The 18,982-nt window shown below is 39.2% G+C and carries 23 protein-coding genes; 10 read left to right on the top strand and 13 right to left on the bottom strand.

Annotated elements, in window-relative coordinates:
• Nucleotides 1-36 precede the first annotated feature (36 nt).
• Entirely contained in the window at nucleotides 37-2,214 is a 2,178-nt protein-coding gene (locus tag AAC037_RS00245; protein WP_339900747.1) for an alpha/beta fold hydrolase, read from the bottom strand.
• A 289-nt stretch (nucleotides 2,215-2,503) separates the two neighbouring features.
• Between AAC037_RS00245 and AAC037_RS00240 the strand changes: the two genes are divergently transcribed.
• Nucleotides 2,504-3,607 carry a serine hydrolase domain-containing protein gene (locus tag AAC037_RS00240; RefSeq protein WP_339900746.1) on the top strand — a complete coding sequence of 368 codons (1,104 nt, stop codon included), beginning with the start codon at nucleotides 2,504-2,506 and terminating at the stop codon, nucleotides 3,605-3,607.
• 56 nt (nucleotides 3,608-3,663) lie between these two features.
• On the opposite strand, the gene AAC037_RS00235 is transcribed toward AAC037_RS00240, so the two are convergent.
• Complete coding sequence (locus tag AAC037_RS00235; protein WP_339900745.1) at nucleotides 3,664-4,440, bottom strand: type III pantothenate kinase; 777 nt, start codon at nucleotides 4,438-4,440, stop codon at nucleotides 3,664-3,666.
• Nucleotides 4,441-4,569: 129 nt separating this feature from the next.
• Between AAC037_RS00235 and AAC037_RS00230 the strand changes: the two genes are divergently transcribed.
• From AAC037_RS00230 to AAC037_RS00220, 3 genes are all read left to right on the top strand, one after another.
• Entirely contained in the window at nucleotides 4,570-5,049 is a 480-nt protein-coding gene (locus tag AAC037_RS00230) for a GNAT family N-acetyltransferase (RefSeq protein WP_339900743.1), read from the top strand.
• 202 nt (nucleotides 5,050-5,251) lie between these two features.
• Nucleotides 5,252-6,352, top strand: coding sequence for a VWA domain-containing protein (locus tag AAC037_RS00225; RefSeq protein ID WP_339900742.1), 1,101 nt, complete (start codon nucleotides 5,252-5,254; stop codon nucleotides 6,350-6,352).
• 3 nt (nucleotides 6,353-6,355) lie between these two features.
• Complete coding sequence (locus AAC037_RS00220) at nucleotides 6,356-7,882, top strand: magnesium chelatase (RefSeq protein ID WP_339900740.1); 1,527 nt, start codon at nucleotides 6,356-6,358, stop codon at nucleotides 7,880-7,882.
• A gap of 169 nt (nucleotides 7,883-8,051) precedes the next feature.
• Here the strand turns inward: AAC037_RS00220 and AAC037_RS00215 are convergent, their stop codons facing one another.
• Both AAC037_RS00215 and AAC037_RS00210 read right to left on the bottom strand, forming a co-directional pair.
• Complete coding sequence (locus AAC037_RS00215; protein ID WP_339900769.1) at nucleotides 8,052-8,243, bottom strand: DUF2892 domain-containing protein; 192 nt, start codon at nucleotides 8,241-8,243, stop codon at nucleotides 8,052-8,054.
• Nucleotides 8,244-8,422: 179 nt separating this feature from the next.
• Entirely contained in the window at nucleotides 8,423-9,220 is a 798-nt protein-coding gene (locus AAC037_RS00210; RefSeq protein WP_339900739.1) for an alpha/beta hydrolase, read from the bottom strand.
• Here AAC037_RS00210 and AAC037_RS00205 point away from each other — a divergent pair.
• From AAC037_RS00205 to AAC037_RS00180, 6 genes are all read left to right on the top strand, one after another.
• Nucleotides 9,219-9,425: a hypothetical protein gene (locus AAC037_RS00205; protein WP_339900738.1), complete on the top strand. Its 207-nt coding sequence runs from the start codon at nucleotides 9,219-9,221 to the stop codon at nucleotides 9,423-9,425. The genes AAC037_RS00210 and AAC037_RS00205 overlap by 2 nt on opposite strands.
• Before the next feature lie 104 nt (nucleotides 9,426-9,529).
• Nucleotides 9,530-9,883 carry a hypothetical protein gene (locus AAC037_RS00200; RefSeq protein ID WP_339900736.1) on the top strand — a complete coding sequence of 118 codons (354 nt, stop codon included), beginning with the start codon at nucleotides 9,530-9,532 and terminating at the stop codon, nucleotides 9,881-9,883.
• The gene (locus AAC037_RS00195; RefSeq protein WP_339900735.1) at nucleotides 9,874-10,056 is read left to right on the top strand and encodes a DinB family protein; all 183 of its coding nucleotides are present in this window, start codon (nucleotides 9,874-9,876) and stop codon (nucleotides 10,054-10,056) included. Before AAC037_RS00200 ends, AAC037_RS00195 begins: the two co-directional genes overlap by 10 nt.
• Nucleotides 10,057-10,125: 69 nt before the next feature.
• A complete protein-coding gene (locus AAC037_RS00190; RefSeq protein ID WP_339900734.1) occupies nucleotides 10,126-10,626 on the top strand; it encodes a rhodanese-like domain-containing protein in 501 nt (166 codons plus the stop codon).
• A 42-nt stretch (nucleotides 10,627-10,668) separates the two neighbouring features.
• A complete protein-coding gene (locus AAC037_RS00185; protein ID WP_339900733.1) occupies nucleotides 10,669-11,340 on the top strand; it encodes a haloacid dehalogenase type II in 672 nt (223 codons plus the stop codon).
• Between the two features lie 14 nt (nucleotides 11,341-11,354).
• On the top strand, nucleotides 11,355-12,113 hold the full coding sequence (locus AAC037_RS00180) for a DUF547 domain-containing protein (RefSeq protein WP_339900732.1): 759 nt from the start codon (nucleotides 11,355-11,357) through the stop codon (nucleotides 12,111-12,113).
• A gap of 9 nt (nucleotides 12,114-12,122) precedes the next feature.
• Here the strand turns inward: AAC037_RS00180 and AAC037_RS00175 are convergent, their stop codons facing one another.
• The 9 genes from AAC037_RS00175 to AAC037_RS00135 all read right to left on the bottom strand — a co-directional run bounded on the left by AAC037_RS00175 (nucleotide 12,123) and on the right by AAC037_RS00135 (nucleotide 18,735).
• Nucleotides 12,123-12,593: a hypothetical protein gene (locus AAC037_RS00175; RefSeq protein ID WP_339900731.1), complete on the bottom strand. Its 471-nt coding sequence runs from the start codon at nucleotides 12,591-12,593 to the stop codon at nucleotides 12,123-12,125.
• Nucleotides 12,594-12,728: 135 nt separating this feature from the next.
• Nucleotides 12,729-13,757: a hypothetical protein gene (locus tag AAC037_RS00170; RefSeq protein ID WP_339900730.1), complete on the bottom strand. Its 1,029-nt coding sequence runs from the start codon at nucleotides 13,755-13,757 to the stop codon at nucleotides 12,729-12,731.
• Nucleotides 13,758-13,761: 4 nt separating this feature from the next.
• Nucleotides 13,762-14,844 carry a BamA/TamA family outer membrane protein gene (locus tag AAC037_RS00165; RefSeq protein WP_339900728.1) on the bottom strand — a complete coding sequence of 361 codons (1,083 nt, stop codon included), beginning with the start codon at nucleotides 14,842-14,844 and terminating at the stop codon, nucleotides 13,762-13,764.
• A 111-nt stretch (nucleotides 14,845-14,955) separates the two neighbouring features.
• Nucleotides 14,956-15,495 (bottom strand): YceI family protein, encoded by a 540-nt coding sequence (locus AAC037_RS00160; RefSeq protein ID WP_339900727.1) that lies wholly within the window; start codon nucleotides 15,493-15,495, stop codon nucleotides 14,956-14,958.
• A gap of 23 nt (nucleotides 15,496-15,518) precedes the next feature.
• The gene (locus AAC037_RS00155; protein WP_339900726.1) at nucleotides 15,519-16,232 is read right to left on the bottom strand and encodes a hypothetical protein; all 714 of its coding nucleotides are present in this window, start codon (nucleotides 16,230-16,232) and stop codon (nucleotides 15,519-15,521) included.
• A 73-nt stretch (nucleotides 16,233-16,305) separates the two neighbouring features.
• The gene (locus AAC037_RS00150) at nucleotides 16,306-17,049 is read right to left on the bottom strand and encodes a flavodoxin family protein (protein ID WP_339900725.1); all 744 of its coding nucleotides are present in this window, start codon (nucleotides 17,047-17,049) and stop codon (nucleotides 16,306-16,308) included.
• Between the two features lie 133 nt (nucleotides 17,050-17,182).
• Complete coding sequence (locus tag AAC037_RS00145) at nucleotides 17,183-17,443, bottom strand: hypothetical protein (RefSeq protein WP_339900724.1); 261 nt, start codon at nucleotides 17,441-17,443, stop codon at nucleotides 17,183-17,185.
• 15 nt (nucleotides 17,444-17,458) lie between these two features.
• Nucleotides 17,459-18,043, bottom strand: coding sequence for a sigma-70 family RNA polymerase sigma factor (locus AAC037_RS00140; RefSeq protein ID WP_339900723.1), 585 nt, complete (start codon nucleotides 18,041-18,043; stop codon nucleotides 17,459-17,461).
• A gap of 272 nt (nucleotides 18,044-18,315) precedes the next feature.
• Entirely contained in the window at nucleotides 18,316-18,735 is a 420-nt protein-coding gene (locus AAC037_RS00135; protein WP_339900722.1) for an META domain-containing protein, read from the bottom strand.
• Nucleotides 18,736-18,982: the final 247 nt, after the last annotated feature.

Raw genomic sequence — 18,982 nt, 5'->3', positions numbered from 1 at the left:
TCTAAGTTACGCTTCGCTAAACTTAGACCAGTTGGATTACAGTTTCTCTTTCACGTAATTGGTCAGCATTTTATAAAGGTGCCAAGTAGTGTTGCCACCGTGAATCCCATGATTCCTATTGGGATAGTAAAAGCTGTCAAATTGCTTATCGGACGTTATTAGGGCATCTACCAAAGCAACACTGTTTTGAAAGTGTACATTGTCATCACCCGTACCATGTACCAATAGAAAGTTACCATTGAGCTTGTTTACATGATTGATAGGACTGAAATCATCGTATCCCGCAGGATTTAATTGAGGGGTCTGTAAAAAGCGCTCGGTATAAATGGTATCATAATACCTCCAGGTCGTTACCGGTGCCACAGCCATTGCCGTTTTGAAAGTTTCATTGCCGATCATCAGTGCCAGTGAAGACATATATCCCCCGTAAGACCAACCCCATATGCCAATCCGGCTTGCATCTACATAAGGCAGTTCAGCGAGGTATTTCGCTCCTGCGATTTGATCTTCTGTCTCCAGTTTTCCCAACTGATTGTAAGTGCTGTGCTTAAAGTCTCTTCCTCCAGTACCTCTATTGTCTATGCCCACCACGATATACCCCTCGGCAGCCAGGTGTTGGTGCCACCAATCACGGGTGCTACCCCAGTTGTTCATTACATTCTGAGAACCCGGACCACCATACACGTACATAAGTACAGGATAGGTTTTCGATGGATCGAAAGTCACGGGTTTTATCATATAGCCATTCAAACTGGTGCCATCTATGGTTTTAAAATCAAAAAATTCCTTAGGAAGATATGCGTATTCCTTCATTTTTTCCTGAAGTGCTTGATTGTCTTCCAATACCTTAATCTCTTTCCCTTCATTATCACTCAAAACAACCTGCAAAGGCTGCGTAACGGTGCTGTAAGCATCAATATAATACTGCTGATCGGGACTCATATTAATGGAATGTGTGCCTTCCTCAGGAGTAAGTAGCTTTTTCTTTTTCCCTTTTAAATTGATGGAATAAAAGTGTCTTTCAAGGGGGGACTGTTCAGTAGAAACGTAATACACTTTCCCTTCTTTGCTATCCACAGCCACCAATTCAGTCACTTCCCATTCGCCTTTTGTAATTTGACGAATTTTGTTTCCTTCCATGTCATATTGGTAGACATGCTTAAAACCATCCTTCTCAGAGGTACCAATAAATCCTTTTCCTTCTGGAAGAAAGAGAAAATTGTCATTGTAATCCATGTCCACATAGGTTTCTGCAGTTTCAGAGAGGATGGTTTTGGTTTTTCCTGTTTGGCTATCTGCAAACAAGATGTCCATCTGATTTTGTAGCCTGTTTAAACGGATAATAGCAAGGGTATTGTTGTCGGCTGCCCAATACATCCTGGGCAAATAAATGTCAGTATCCGCACCGGTATCCACAGTTTGCGTCTGCGCATTTTCCAGATGGTAGATTTGGATGCTTACCACAGCATTCTTCTCCCCGGCTTTAGGATATTTAAAATGCTCATCTTCCGGATACAAGGCACCCCATTTTTGCATATTGAAAAGCGGCACTTCACTTTCGTCAAATCGAATATAGGCCAGTTTACTGCCATCGTTAGACCAGGAAAAAGCTTTGGACATGGAAAACTCCTCTTCATAAACCCAATCTGCAGCTCCATTGATAATGGCGTTTTTTTCTCCATCTGAAGTAACCTGAACTTTTTTATCGGTTTGTAGGTCCAAGTAATAGAGGTTATTTTCTTTTACATAGGCCACCTTCTGATTGTCAGGAGAAAGGCTGGCATAGGAGATTTTTTCTCCCTCTTCTAATTCTTTCAAGTTTCCGGTTTCCAGGTCAAGCAAATGGTAGATTGCTTTGGTAGATCTCCTATAGATGGGCTCTATTTCAGATCCCAGCAAGGCCATGCTTTCCTCCGGATTAAAAGCGTAATTGCTAAAATTGAGCCCCAATTCCCTACCATCAATCAATACTTCACTCTCTTCACCTGTAGCCACATTAATTCTTACTACCTGAGGAAAACCTGCCACCGTTTTTAAACTGCTGTAGAATTTTCCATCCTTCATCCAGTTGATGCCTTGAACGGTTTTGGGGGTGAAAACCTGGTCTTTTATAACCGCTTCAAGTGTTAATTTTTTATTATCCTGTGCCAATCCACTAATTGTAAAGAGTAAGACAAAGACCAAAACGGCCTGTATTTTATAGTATCGTTTCATATTTTTCTCCTTTTAGCCAGGTGAGCAAAAGACAGTCCGGCTTATATGATGCCCAAAGGTAATTAAACGGTGATTACTTTAAAAACCAGCTCCATTTCAATAATGTTTTGCCGTAGAAATTAACTTTAATTCAGCTTATACGTTTTATTGGGATAAATTGTTAAACAGGTCGTTCAAAAGAATTAGGTTCTTGACTAATTAATAAAGAACTCCAGAACGATATTCACCTATTCCTCAGGCAATCAAGGATTTAATTGATATCTTCAACCCAAGCAAAGGGTAAACTTTTATGTCAAAATTTATAATTCTTGTTCTAATTGCATGTCTTGGAATCAGCTGTCAGGAAGAGCGCGCTGCCGTTAACTTTCAGCAAGCCTATGAAGGTAAAATTACGGAAGGCCAATCAAGATTGATTCATACGGAAGCCAAAGGTTTTTTTAACCAAACCCAGCTTTCCATAGCCATAATAAAGAATGGAAAACCGGAATTTTATGGAGTGAAATTAGAAAATGACACCTTGTTCTCAGTAGAAAACCATGATAAGGTCTTTGAAATTGGGTCTATCTCAAAAGTATTTACCGCTACATTACTGGCAGGCTTAAGCCTCGAAGACAAGCTAAACCTCAATGACCCTGCCAGTAAATATTTGCCATGGAAACTCAATAACACAGCTGAATTTACCCTGCAACAACTTTCGAACCACAGTTCAGGCTTACCCAGGCTCCCTGATAACCTGATCCTTTCAGAAGTGGATACAGCCAATCCCTACAAAGATTATGGGGTAGAAAAATTGAGAATATACCTCACAGAACAGCTAGAACTAAAGCAGAATCCAGGACTAAAATTTGACTATTCAAATTTGGGAGTAGGACTATTGGGTTATATTCTGACCAAGATAGATTCTTCAAGTTATGAAGAAATGATCCAAAATAGAATCGCCATTCCATTTAATATGCAATCCACAACCGTCAAGAGGGAAAAGGTTATGAAAAAGCTTGTCAAAGGTCTGGACGTGGAAGGTCAGGTTACTCCCAACTGGGATTTAAATGTTTTGCAAGGTGCCGGGGCCATTCTATCCAGTACCCAAGATCTGACTAAATTTGCCCTTGCTCAATTCAATCCGGCCAATCAGGCATTGGCCCTTACACAAAAGAAAACATTTTCTATAAGCCCTTATGAAAAGGCCATAGGACTTGGCTGGATGATTGAAAATAAAAAAAATGGCAAATGGTTGTGGCATGGAGGGGGAACCGGAGGATATGCCTCTTCTTTTACCTTGGATATAGAAAGGAAAAATGCCGTAATTATTCTGTCCAATATTTCCGGTTTTTCAGAAAAGGTGGTAAACATTTCAAACCTTGGTTCACGCTTATCGGAGATGATAGAAGATTGATTCTGTTCCCACATGTATCCATTCCTTAGCTTTCCTTAACAGGGCAGGGATTACACTCATTGATCAAAATTAAGTTTTGTGATTGCATAAATTCCTTTCAATGTCAGGTTGATATCCACATTATTGAATCTATCCCCCAAATGCCCCATTAATGAGGACATGCCTCCGGTAACCAGCAATTGATATTCCTTTCCGGTTTCCTTCTCAATGGCCTCCACCATTCCTTTGACCAAGCCCGAATAACCATAAAAAATGCCTGCCTGAATGGCATGAACCGTATTTTTTCCCAAAGCTGATTCGGGCAATTCCAATTCCACTTTGGGTAATTTCGCGGTATTGTTGAACAAGGAGTTGATGGCAGTTTTGATCCCTGGTACAATGTTCACCCCAATAACTTCCCCATCTTTATCCACCACACTAAAGGTCAAGGCTGTTCCAAAATCTACGACAATACAAGCCGCTTTAAATTGCAAATAAGCAGCAGTTATATTGGCCATTAGATCCGAACCTATTTCTCTGGGGTTCATCGCTGTTACAGGCAGTTTTTCGTAGCTATTCTCATTGACAACATAGGGCTCTTTTCCAAAAAACCGCTGGCAAAATTGGATCAATACAGGTTCTAAATCCGGCACAACAGTACTGATTCCTATTAGGTCTATGCGATCGGTTCCCCAACCTTTCTCCAAAAAATACATGGCAACCTTTCTCTCCAAATTAAAAACCTTGAGGTCTTTTTTTGTTGGGATCCGAAGGACTTCCTCCCAGCAATCATCTACTTCTTGATAAAAACCAAATACAATATTAGAATTTCCTGCATCAATTGATAGAAACATAATTCAAAGGGTTAAGTCTCAAAGATAAAAATTGTAAGTCATCCAAAAAGCAAAAATCTACCAATAAAAATTTTAGAGAAAGCTTCGGCTTACAAAGGTAAAGTTGACCAATTTTATTAATTTCAAATTATGTATACTGTTAGAGAAGGAAAAAAAGAGGATTTACCTGCTATTCTTGAACTGATCAAAGAATTGGCATTGTATGAAAAAGCCCCTGAGGAAGTAACCAATACCCTTGAAATGATGGAAAAGGATGGGTTTGGACCTCAACCTGTTTTTGGTTTTTATGTGTTGGAAAAGGAGGAAACTCAGACCATTATCGGAACCGCTATATATTATTATCGTTACAGCACTTGGAAAGGCAAGCGCCTCTATTTGGAAGATTATATTGTCACTGAAAAAGAGCGCGGAAAAGGTGCCGGAAAATTGCTTTTTGAAAAAGTAATGGCCAAATCACTTGAGGAAGGTTGCACAGGCATGATGTGGCAGGTTCTAGATTGGAATGAACCGGCAATTAATTTTTACAAAAAATACAATGCCACCATGGAAGAGGAGTGGATCAACTGCAACCTCCAGGCTGAAAAAATCAAGGAAATGTTAGCTACTTGATTTACTATTGCTTACAAGAGGTGTTCTTGGGCTATAGAGCCCCCTAAGATCAATTCAATTTATGACCTTAAAAAAAGTCAATACGCATATAATTACACCCTTGGAATGAGTGGATCCAAATCTGCAATCCTTTAAAGTCTAAATTTCTTTGAGGTATTTGACTTAGTTTAAACCTCTCGGCCTTAATTCTTGTTACCCTACTATGAAAGGTTTTAGATTCAGTAAATTTGTCCCTCAAAAGGACGAAGATAAAAATACTTTTGAACAGCTTTTGGATATATTCCTTCAGTTGGTCACCATGACAGGAGGAGATGCTGCGGAGGCACTTAGCTGGCTCACCGATTTGGACAAGAGGTACAATATGACCAAGCCGGGCTATGGCATTGGAGACTTCATTGATGACCTCAAGAGCAAAGGTTACTTGGATGAAAAAAAAGGCAAGGGAGAAATAAATATTACCGGAAAGGCAGAGCAATCCATCCGAAAAAATGCCTTGGAAGAAATTTTCGGAAAACTCAAGCGTGGAAAAGGCGGACAGCACAAGACCAACCACACCGGCCCCGGAGAAGAAAGGGGTACAGACCGCAGACCTTTTGCTTTTGGCGACAATTTGGATCAGATTGCTTTGACAGATTCGCTAAGAAATGCTCAGATTAACCACGGTTTCTCCGGAGATTTCCTTCTAACCGAAGATGACCTTGAAGTAGTGGAAAGTGAAATGCGGACCCAGACTTCCACTGTTTTGATGATTGACATCTCCCATAGCATGATCCTCTACGGTGAAGACCGGATCACCCCGGCCAAAAAGGTAGCCATGGCCTTGGCCGAATTGGTGAAGACCAGGTACCCCAAAGATACGCTAGATGTGATTGTGTTTGGGAATGACGCTTGGCAAATTGAAATCAAAGACTTACCCTACCTTCAGGTTGGGCCTTACCACACCAATACAGTGGCCGGACTTGAACTGGCCATGAATCTTTTAAGGAGAAGAAAAAATCCAAACAAACAGATTTTCATGATCACTGATGGCAAGCCTACCTGCCTTAAGGTGGGCATCAAATACTATAAAAACAGCTTTGGTATAGACAGCAAAATTCTCAAGGAAACGCTTAAACTTGCTGCACAATGCAGAAGGTTAAAAATCCCTGTCACCACATTTATGATCGCCTCTGACCCTTACCTGAAAGAGTTTGTTAAAGAATTTACTACGGTGAATAACGGCAATGCCTATTATAGCAACTTGCAGGGCTTGGGACATTTAATTTTTGAAGATTACCGAAGAAACAGAACCAAACGTTTTTAAAACATGGAATACAGCAAAATGAAAGCAAAAGATCTATTAAAAATAAAAAACCTGGGACAATTAAAAGCGGTTGGTTACAGTCCCAAATCCATCAAAGAAGAACTAAGAGACAATCTCATTCGCAAAATCAAAAACAAAGAAAATGTTTTTGAAGGCGTTTGGGGATATGAGGATACGGTAATACCGGACATAGAAAGGGCCATTCTTTCCAAACACAACATCAACTTTCTGGGATTGAGAGGGCAAGCCAAAACAAGGATTGCAAGAATGATGACCATGCTGTTGGACGATTATGTACCGGTAGTGGAAGGAGCAGAACTCAATGATGACCCACTCATGCCCATTTCAACTTTTGCCAAAACATTGATTGCTGAAAAGGGAGATGATACGCCCATCACTTGGTGGGCAAAAGAAGACCGCTATACGGAGAAACTGGCAACTCCTGATGTATCCGTTGCAGACCTAATAGGTGATGTAGACCCCATCAAGGCGGCCACCATGAAGCTGTCCTATAACGACGAAAAAGTCATCCATTTTGGCCTTGTTCCTAGGTCAAACCGTTCTCTATTTGTGATCAATGAATTACCGGATCTACAAGCCAGAATTCAAGTGGCATTGTTTAATATTCTACAAGAAGGAGATATACAAATCAGGGGGTTTAAATTAAGGCTTCCTTTGGATATACAATTTGTTTTCACAGCCAACCCTGAGGATTATACAAACAGAGGAAGTATCGTCACTCCACTCAAAGACCGGATTGAAAGTCAAATCATTACCCATTATCCGAAAAGCATCGAAATAGGAAGAAAAATAACCGAGCAGGAAGCTAAAGTCAACAACAGGCCAATGGATAGAATCCATGTTCCTGAGCTGATGAAAGACCTGATCGAACAAATTGCAGTAGAGGCCAGAGAAAGTGAATATGTGGATGAGAAAAGTGGTGTTTCTGCCAGACTGACCATTTCTGCCTATGAAAATCTTATTTCGGCTGCAGAACGAAGGTTCTACCTGAATGGTGAAAATGAAACCATTGTTCGGATAGTCGACCTAATAGGGGTAATTCCCGCCATCACCGGTAAGGTAGAACTGGTCTATGAAGGAGAACAGGAAGGTGCTGGATTGGTGGCTTACAACCTTATCGGCAAAGCTATTCGCACCCTATTTTCTCAGCATTTCCCTTCCCCTGAACAGAAAAAGAAAGCCAAAGAAGGCAATCCTTATGTCTTACCACTTTCCTGGTTTGGCGAAGGCAATAGCTTGGACATATTGGCCTCACAAAGCGATAAAGAATACAAAAAATTATTGCAGGATGTTCCGGGACTGGAGAAAATCACCACACAATTTGTAAAAGAGCTTCCGGAGAAAGAAAAAGAGTTTTACATGGAGTTCGCACTTCATGGTTTGGCAGAGCACAGCCAGCTGAGCAAGAAGCTACTGGACACAGGCATGCAATTCAATGATCTTTTCAGTAGCATGTTTGACTTGGGAGCACCCGGAGAAGATGATATTGAGGACGATTTTGATGAATAAATAATAGCTTACTCGAATTGACAAGTGTCTAAATTGACCGGAAAAAAGGGACAACTCCCAAAAGAGTTTGTTCCTTTTTTTATGTCTAGTTCCGGATACGGTTTTTCTATCCTATCTACCCTTTTTTTACCAAACCTACTAAGGGAATAGAAAATTGAAGCTTCTCCTTTTAATGCGTCTTACATGATTTGATACCAAACAAAGTATAAAGCGGACAAAAACTAACCAAACTCGTTATTAGAAAAATGGCGGAAATGATAATTAACACAATGCCCAAAACTCCCGTTACAATTCCCGAGAAATAAAGGTACAAGGCAACAATTGCAATAATTGTCCTTATAATTCTGTCGGTTGATCCCATATTTTTTGTCATGATACAATTATTTTTATTGAAAAAGAATTTTTGAAAAACAGCAGATCCCTTAGAAGGATTCATACATTTAATATAATAAAAATAATGGTTACCCTACAGAAAATAAGTGATTTAAGTCACCAAAGCCAAGTTATCTTTACAAACTGTATTTCCTTAAATCTATTCATTTAATTGGAGTCAATAAATTTTAGAATTTCACTTACCATTAGTTCTTTCTCTGTAAAAGGAATCAGATGGCCTTCTCCCGGAATGGTTTTAACTTCCAACCATTTTTTTGGAATGTTTTGTATTGAAAAATTTATATTACCATAAGGCACCAAGCCATCCTTGTCACCATGGATGTGCAATATTGGGGAGTTTATTTTATCCCATTGATTTACGAATGTTCTAAGCTCTTCTTCATGGGAATATTTCTCATCTGCCGCAACCCTTAAAGACTTAGAAACCATCCATCGGGTACTTTTATACCAAGCCAACTTTCCAAACCAAAAGTATTTTTCCTGCTCAGGATCTATGGCCGGCGCGATCATTACACTGCCTGTGAGCCATTTCGGATCCCGAATGGCAATATAGCCGGCGATGGTTCCTCCATAGGAATGTCCTACTGTAAAGACCTGCTGATTGTTGGTGCGTGCTTTATTCATTAAGTTGTCGATGGCTTCGAATTGCCGGGGAATCGCTTGATAATTGCCATAATCTGAATAACCATACCCTAGCCGATCAATGATTAAAATAGAAAATTGCTCCCTTAAGGTGTCATCCTGAATATAGGAAAGAAAAGCTGAAGAAGAACCAGGTGCACCATGGATAAACAGCAATATAGGCGCCTCCTTGTCAGTATTTTCGTACCATAACCAGCGCAAAGGATATTCCTCCAAATAATTTATTTCAAAAGTAATGGCCTTCTTCTCCATCAACCGGTAGAGACTTTTGTCGCTCTCCCTAAATGAGAAACATCCGGACATGAATAGTAATAAGAAAATTAAAAACGAAGAAAACCTAAGCGGTTTGAAATTCATACAGTGTAATTTATTTAAGAAACGAGAATCTCAACGCATCGGTTTTAATTCGAGCTCGGATTATGCGATAGGCTTTGTGATGCCTGTCCCGAACTTTCACTGGGAGGGTGGTATCAGACTGTTTTTTGAAGCGGTACATGCAGGTAATTGAAGAACCATTACCTTCTCTGTTAAAGCACAAAGCCATAAATAATCCTGCTCGATTAGCCCTAAGCATTGCATTTTAACCCAAAGATGTTTTTATTGTCCCCCGTTATGAAAGGAAAGTTAATCATTCAATTTGTATTATTGGTTTCTATTATGGGCATTTCAGACTTAAAAGCACAAATGTATTTTTCCGACCAGTACCCTGAGGTTTGGCAACGCAATATGGATTATTCACAGCTTGTAGCAGAAGCCATGCCCGCCGAACTTTATGATTACAAGCCAAGCCCTGAGTCCATGTCTTTTAGGGATCAGCTACTGCATATCGTGGACAATATCAGCTATCTTACCGCCAAAATCAATGGGCAAAAAAATCTTTTTATAACAAAGAAAATAAAGACTCCATCGATAAAAAAGAAACCATGGAGCTGCTTTCACTGGCAAATAATTATGTATTGGGGTTAATTAAAAATGCAGAAAAAATCCAACTGGATGAAAAGATCGTCTTTGGCAATGAAAACATGACCAAAGAAAATATTTTTTATTTATTGCGTGGGCATCAAGTACACCACCGTGCGCAGTGTTTGGTATACCTGAAACTTAAAGGCATAGCTGCTCCACCCTATGTAGGTTGGTAAGCATTTATAAAGAGGGATAAATTTTTAAAAATTTAGAAATTATTGGGACTAAAGTTTTGTTCTAGTTCCATGAAAGTTTTTTACATTCTTTCCCTATGTTTATTGGCATCCTCCTTTCCGGTGGAAAAAGGCTATGGACAAAGCTTGGCTTATAAGGCTTTGCTTAAAAGCACTTATGATCAAAATTTTGATTTGGTTTATCCCGAACAAAAGGAACTCATCAATAATGCCATAGTATTAGACACCCGTGAAGCAAACGAATTTGAGGTAAGCCACTTGAAAGGGGCTCAATGGGTAGGGTATGAAACTTTTGACATTTCTTCGGTAAATGGAATTCCAAAGGACAGCACCATAGTTGTCTATTGTTCAATTGGTGCCCGAAGTCAAGAAATTGGAAAAATATTAAAACAAAATGGTTTTAGTAAAGTATATAACCTTTATGGAGGAATTTTTCATTGGGTAAATGAAAACAATCCCGTGTTTCAAGCAGACACCTTGCCGACCAACAAAGTCCATACCTACAATAAGATGTGGGGAATATGGCTAAACAAAGGCGAAAAAGTTAATTAATCCCTACAGACAATTTATAGCCACCCGCTAAAATAGAAAATTATGTCTTCCTCACCCCAATTGTTAATATTTGATGTGAATGAAACCCTGCTAGATACAAAAGCAGTGCAGACTGCAATAAATAAAGAAATAGGAAACCCTGAGGCAGCAGGCAAATGGTTTCAATCTTTATTGCATTATTCATTAGTGGAAACTGTATCCGGTGATTTTGCTGATTTCTCTCAAATTGCTGATGCATGTTTGGAAATGACTGCCGAAAATTATGACAAAGCGCTTTCAGCTGAAAAACGAGAAATAATTTTAAGTGAATTTAAAAAGCTTTCTTCACATGAGGAAGTCTTTGAAGGCCTACAACGCTTAAAAAATGCAGGTTTTATTATAGTTGCTCTTAGCAATGGCACCCTGGAAACTGTCAATGAACAGTTAAAATTTGCCGGCATCAGCCCGTTGTTTGATAGAATATTTAGCATTCAGAGTGTAGGTAAATTTAAACCACACCCCTCCACCTATGCGTATGTCCTTGACAAAATGGAAATTTCTGCAGATAAAGCCTTGATGATTGCTGCACATCCTTGGGACTTGCTGGGTGCTGCCAGAGCAGGATTACAGACTGCTTTTATCAAAAGGGTAGGAAAATCAAATTATCCACTCTCCTCAAAGAATGATTTTGTAGCAGAAGACTTGATGGAGCTTTCAAACCAACTTATTCACTGACAGCCCAAGCTATCATGATAAAACTGTTTATTTACTACAGCATTCTTTTGATCAACCTTTCTTGTGGAAGTTCCGGGTTGGGGCAATCAGGTACAAATCCACCTAGCCACGCATCTTTTGACAAGCTCCTTCAAGCCCACGTAAGCGAGCAGGGAAAGGTAGACTATAAAGGATTTAATGCTGATGTGGATAAATTAGATGCTTATTTGACTTTGCTCAGCACCAATCCTCCTGATAGGGAAACCTGGTCGGAACAAGAGCAGTTGGCTTATTGGATCAATACCTACAATGCATTCACCATTAAATTGATCCTCAATCACTATCCCGTAAAAAGTATCAAAGACATTGGACCAAAGCTAAGCATACCGATTGTCAATACCGTATGGCATCTGGAGTTCTTTGAAATAGGAGGTAAACCGGCAAGCCTGGATGAAATAGAACATAAAATCCTGAGAAAAGAATTCAATGAACCAAGAATTCATTTTGCCATAAACTGTGCTTCTATCTCTTGCCCCCAATTAATGAACCAGGCCTACACAGCCAATAATTTAGAGGCACAATTGGAGCAAGCTGCCCATGCATTCATCAATAATCCCAAGCACAACACCCTGGCCAATAAACAAGCGGAATTGTCACCACTATTTTCTTGGTTTAAGGAAGATTTTACCCGAAACGGTAGTTTAGCAGAATTTATCAATCAATATGCTGATAATAAACTGAGCAAAGAAGCTAAAATTTCTTTCAAAAAATACAATTGGTCACTGAATGAATAAAAAAAATTGCTACTGCTTGCCTGCTTTGGCAAGTCGGGATTTTGTAGTGGAAGGTGCTACACCAAAATCGCTATCTACCAAATGCACAAGTCCTTGATCTAAAAGGGAAATTTTAATCAAAGCCTGGTGGTGTATGCTATGCTCCAGACAATAAACCAACTCCCTTAGAAAAGAAGATGGAATAACGCATTCACAATCATCCAAAAGGGAAAAATTGGTAACGAGAGACGCATCACCCGAAAAATTTTCTCCCTCTAAAAACTGTACAAAATTGTCAACGGCAGCTAAGGCTATTTTAGGATCCTCTTCTATTGAATTATCTCGTTTTCTTTTGTCATAATTGATCGCCGTCATTTTTGAATCCACGGCTTCTCTAATACAAATATAAAATTCAAGAATATGCCGAATGTGTTGACCTATGGTGGCTCCTGAAAGAAATTTAGACTTATAATTGTATTGCTGGGCGCTTAGCTTTTCCAAAAGACGGGAAATTTGTTTAAGGTTCTGTTTACATTCAGCTTTCATAATTCAATATTCGGAATCCTAATTTCGATTACAGTATAAAACCATTCTTTAAAATAGACGTATCTGGCCATCAAACCTGACAAAATCCCGTCATTTTTTTATTTTTTCCCTTTGCACATAATGCTCCCAAGCTTCTTTTAATGAGGTAGTTGAATGCTTTGACGCACCATTTTTATTACTGATTTCATAGATCAAGCTCCAATGTTTTAATAGTGTTTTGATCCCTTCCCACAGCTTTGTGTTAGGGTCATAAATATGCGCCGGCTCCGCATTCACCCCATTTATCTCCAAGACCTTAATTCCTCTACCTTGAACAAAATCTTCCACAGAATTGGCCTTTAAATCTACCCTTCCATAATAAAAGCTGTCTAGCTGAAGACTCAACTTATCAAAAAACCGGACTAGGGTAGGGTTACTTAATTTTGTTCCATCGATAAATTTGGTTCCTCTATTGTGATTGCCAATGGGCTCAAGTATTCTTTCTTTTCCTAAAGGCAAAATCTCCTTAGGATTCGGACCATCGCCTTTGAATAGATTTTTGCTTACGAGTCTACCTCGAGGAGATTCATCAACCAAATCTTTAAGGCTAGTTTTACCATCACCCACTACGGTCAAAAATTCCTTCAATACTATGGAAGGTATATTCCCTGCTTCCTCAGTAGGGAGCCTGTAATAAAAAACCCCTGCCTCAAAAGGCGTTTGGATAAATTCCTGCAATAGAATATCTGCCTTGCTATGTTCCAGATAGGCTGCCAAGCCCTTCTTGTCTCTAATGACCTTCACTGCCGTGCCCCTTTCTCCCCTGTCTGGTTTTGCGATCAAGGGAAATTTAATGCCTACATTAGAAAGGGCTTCAAGGGCGACTTCCACCGAAGTTCCCGGTTTGAGAAAAACTGTTTTTGGAATTAAGTTAGGTGGGAGTTTACGAAGTTGCCGGAATTTGCTGCAGTTATAAAGCCCTCCCATTTCCATATCCGGATTGGTTAGGGTGAAGAAAAAGAAAGACCTGGCCTTTGCTGAAAGTAACAGGTAATAAAATACGACAGGAGAATAAACCAACCAGGTTGGCCAATATTCCCAGTGGGTCAGTTTGGTGATGAAGTTACTTTTAAATTTCATTGTTTTAAAAAGCCTCTGCAAAATAAATGTAGAAACCACGTGAATCAGAAGTAAAGCTGTAATCCAACCTTACATTGGTCCTGTCTTTTTTACTTATACGCACCCTTAGGCCTCCACCGGCGGCAAGGTGTATGTTTTTATATAATTTTTCCTGTAAGCTTTTGTATACCCTTCCTGCAGAACCAAATACGACAAAACCAAACCTCCCGATCACATGATGCCTGTATTCAGACTGGAGGATTGCAGAATGGTTGTCCCTAAACCTTCCTTGATAGTATCCCCTATGAAGAAATGGTCCTCCCAAGGTTGGTAAAGTCCGAAATGGAACTTCACCGAAAGACAACTGGGTCAAAAATTGATTGGCCCAGGTAATATTGTCAGCAAGTGCCAAATAATGCCTCATGTCCAAACTTAGTAAACCAAAATTAATCGCAGAATGATTGCTTTTCCCTACACCAATTAAAGGACTAAACTCAACAAAGCTTCCGGAAGAAGGGGATAAAATATGATCCCTTTTGTCCCACATCACAGCTGGTCCAAAGCCCATATAGCCGTATCCTTCTCTTCCATTCTCCTCCAAAACATCCTCAAAAAGGAGTTCCATCTCCGGAAATTTCGGTTTCAGCCATTGACCTTGAAGTGCCAGACCAATATAGGTGTCTTTTTTTAGCCTTTTATAACTTTTACTCTTAAATGTAAGGGCTTTAAATGCATAAAGTGCCCTCGAGGTCTCCTTGGTATTATTTCCCAATCCATAATAATATTCAGGAAATTTGCGATAGTCAATGCTACCGTTCAAGAAATATTGATCCCCTGAGGTGTATACTTGCCAAGGCAGAATTAGTAAATACTGCTTGTTTTGGGTGTAGGTAACAAACATCCGCAAATTGGACTTTCTTTTGCTTTCTTTGGCATAAAAACTATAAAATGCAAAGCCCTCTGCCGCAATCCTTGTTTCAGGGGTAAAATAGGCCAAAGGCAAAGCCTTAAATATTGTACTGTCTTGCTTTGACTGTCTGGATTCAGCTTCGGGAACCAAAGCAAAAAACAGGATGATGGCAATATAGCACTTCAACATTATAGACATTATATTAAGCTTTTAGCTAGTCATTGTCAGCAAGGGGTGGTGCTTACAAGCAATTTGCAAGGAAAAGGGGTTAAAGCAATAGGAATCTGAAGCAAGCAATTAAGCTGAACATTAATTCACAATAAGAAGGTCTAAGTAGACATCATCGGACATTACCCAGCTGCTCCCCCCAACCTTATAATCTCTTCGGTCGAGTTCGCCCTCGATACTAAATTCCCTTACTGATCCTTTGTTTATAATGGACACAGTTAGGGTTATTGGGAGTGTTTTCCCTTTTATTGTTAAGTCACCAAAAACCTTGAGCTCATCTTCTCCCACTGCTGATACCTTTGTAGACTTAAAGCTAATGGTAGGGTATTGGGCTACATCGAAGTACTCAGGCTTTTTAAGGTGATTGTCTCGCTTGGTGATGCCTGTATCTATAGAATTACTTTGAATTTCTGCCGAAAAGCTACTTTTTTCAGGTTGAGATTCATTGTATTGCACCTTGGTTTTAAAGGACTTAAAAGCGCCTTCCACATTTAATCCAAGATTTCGAATATTGAATTTAATGTAAGATTCTTCCAGGTTGTCGCCAGGTTCCGGTTCAAGGGCAACTACATTTGGCGCCAAAAACCAATAAAACAGGAGGATGAAAATCGAAGATTTCATGATAACTATGGGTTAATTGTTAATCACTTGAAGGGATTGTAGGAAACTGCTACAAAAAACAGTGTAGCTTTGTTTCTGAACCTATCGTTTTCATTGGTCAGCACCTGATTGCTCGTATATTCTGAAAAGGTCATGTCGAAACCTGCCCTGAGCCATGCTTTTTCAGCAACAGCATATGCCAGGTAAAATTCGGATTTCAATTGACCAATATCATTGTCCCCCACCAATAGCAAGTTAAAGGAGGTAGGTTTTGCATTTAGGTTTTGTGGAAACTGACCTGTGTTTTCTGAACTGATAAAATTGGCACTTTGCTCCCCGCCAAAACCGAGACCTATGGCCTCGATATTAAATCCGAGTTTTATTTTCGGGTGAAATTGGTATTGGATATTTATCATTGCATTCAAAGCCATGGTATTGGCTTTTCCCATATACAAGGTGTCAATGGTGGCATCATCCCCTGTTAGGTTTGCAGGAGCAGTGATATAATTTATTTCTTTACCGTTTAGTCCGGAAAAGCGAATACCATAACCTAACCTTAATTTTTTTGAGGAGAAGAGTCCATAATTCTTATTCCAAGACAGGGAATAACTGGTAAGGCTGTTTTCTCCCATACCAAAAGCCAAATCAAAATATTGATCTTTTTCAGGAATACTTGTTTGCTGTGCTTTGGCACAAGTGATGGCTAAAAAAAACGAAGCAATAAACAGATAAAATTTTAGTAAACGTAAATTTCCCATAATTACAGTGGTTTGGGTTTGATTAATAGGTGAATAATAGTATTTATTTTGATGGCACAATAGCTATCCAAACTCAGCGGTACTCCGGATTTGGATGATCTTTACTTGACCTATTGTCCCAAGCGTCTCTTTGATTCCCATAAGCGGGTATTCCTCCCTGCTTAAGCATATGGGCCAGATGCATCAAGTTCCAAGTCATAAAAGTGGTATTTCTATTGGTAAAGTCATTTTCCGGTCCACCGGAATTTTCATCCAAATAGGAAGGGCCCGGCCCGGCTTCCCCTATCCAGCCTGCATCTGCCTGTGGTGGAATGACATAGCCTAAATGTTGAAGACTGTATAAAATATTCATCGCACAATGTTTGATTCCATCTTCATTACCTGTAATCAAACAGCCGCCGGCTTTCCCATAGTAGGCATATTGGCCATTGTCATTCATTTTTCCGGAGTAGCCATACAAACGTTCTATCACGAGAGAGGCAATAGAAGATTTTTCTCCAAGCCAAATAGGACTACCTATGACCAAAATATCTGCCTCCATTACTTTTTCTTGGATTCCCGGCCAATCGTCCCTGTCCCAGCCATGCGTTGTCATGTCGGGATAAACGCCAAAAGCAATTTGGTGGTCTACCGGACGGATGATTTCAGTTGCTATACCATTGGCATGCATGATACGCTCACTCATGCTGATTAGTCCTGCTGTATGAGAGTTTACGGGTGATTTTTTTAATGTGCAGTTTAAAAAGACTGCCTTTAATGCAGAAAAATCAAATGGGTTGTTGTGATTCAGTTCTTTTTGAAAAGTACTTAAGTCCATATTAAGTCTATTTTGATTTTCATAAATACATTGAGTGAAAAAAGACTTTATTCCTTTCTCTTCAATAGCATTTCACTGTGATAATCAAATAGACGCAAACTTGTTAGCTTCCTGACAAAATCATCAAAATATTTTAGCGATTAATTTCTTTTATAATTTCTGATTTAACTTTTGAGGGGAGTTCTTTTGACAAAACACTGCCTTCGGTCCATTTTTTCAAGGCATTGTTTATGGTTTCGCTCTGATGCTGGTAGGCACTGCAAACTTTACAGAGCTTCAAATGGATGCTTAACCTGAACTTTTCCATAAAAGTCAGAGAAGATTCCATTTGCTTTTCTACCAAAAAGGTTGCTTCCTTGCATGAAAGTAGCATACGACTCATCAATTTTTCCATAAATATGCTTAGGTATTAATTTTTGGCAAACCAGTTGACTTCCAAACATTTCTTTAAAAGTAATTTGGCCCTGTGAATCACCTGCCAATAATTAGACGTCGTGAGATCCAAATCCTGACAAATTGCTACAGCTTCTTTTTCGAGCAAGAACTTGGACAAAATTGCCAGCCTCCATTTGGCCGGCAGATCATTCATGCAAATCTCCATCACCTCATTAAAGGCCTCATTATCCAACAAATGCTCTTCGGCTACCCATGCCTCCTCAAGTCCATTTGCCTTCCAGTTTCCTATAGGGTTAAAAAATGAATCGGTAAACTGGCTAGTAGCATCCTCTTGCTTGCCTTCATTATTGGACAACTTCCTGTAGTGATCAATTATTTTATTATTCAGAATTTTCAACAACCAGGTTTTGGGGCTACTTCTTCCTTCAAACTTGTCATAGTTTTTGAATGCAGCAAAATATACTTCCTGAACCAGGTCCTCTGCCGTCTCATTGCAGCTCGTTTTATGATAAGCCCAACTATATAGGTAATCGCCGTAAACGTGAACCCATTCACTGATGGTCTTTTTTTTGGACGGATAATCTGATCTCTCTTTCATTTTTAAAATTACGATCCGGTTAAAGGGTAATTGCTATGGAAGACAGGAAGCACCAAAGCCCTTATTCTGGCAACTAAGCCTTTTATTTCATTCCAATGATTAATTCAGGTGATAGATAGGTAATAAAGGGGTAAACATTTTATTTAGAAATAAAGCAACTGGTATCCGCTACAATTTAAAAAACCCATATATTAATTAAAACCCAAAACTAGCAATAAGCTGCTTTAATAGGACCAATACCTATTTCTTGAATTGAAAATAGGTAGTTGGATTTAATTTTCTGGAACAAAACGCAGAAGTTCCTTGGCTCCATCCATCAATGCCAAATTATCTTTGCTTACTTTAAAATCACTTACCATGGAAAGTGCATTCAAAAATTCATTTTCTCCTGAACCCTGACATGCTTTTTTGGTCATTGCACCGGGGTCTAGTGAAAGGCTTTTTCCATCCAAATTAAAATTTCCGGAAAAATTATTACAACCGGTGAAACCACTCAACTTACCACCGTCCATAAAACTTAGCATTGGTAAAGCATCAGCAAATTTTCCAAAATCTAGGGCTTTGCCCATCATTCCGGCAAGCTTCCATTTGTTTCCTGTAAGTAAACTTATTGGGTTCATGGAACTAAGTGAGCTACAGGAGGTAAAAGATAGGAGTAAGATTAGAACAATTAAGTGTCTGGACTTTTTCATAAAAGTTTGAGTTTAAGTGACCCCAAGATTAACGAAGTCATTAACAGGTTAATTTTCAATAACTTAAAGTCTTTCAACAAACTTTAGTCAATTATTATCAGGTTATTTTGTCAATTGGTATTCTGCTATATTTTCTTATTGTATAGTTAATAGATCAAACTCAAAACATTCCCGTTAAGTTTAAATTCAGCTAAAATCTCCTTAAGCAAACTTGTTTCAATTATACTTATTTCCTACATTTTGAACA

The sequence above is a fragment of the uncultured Cyclobacterium sp. genome, assembly GCF_963976465.1.
Lineage (GTDB): Bacteria > Bacteroidota > Bacteroidia > Cytophagales > Cyclobacteriaceae > Cyclobacterium.
Note: the sequence above shows the minus strand (reverse complement) of the source record. Positions and strands in the feature narration are given on the sequence as shown.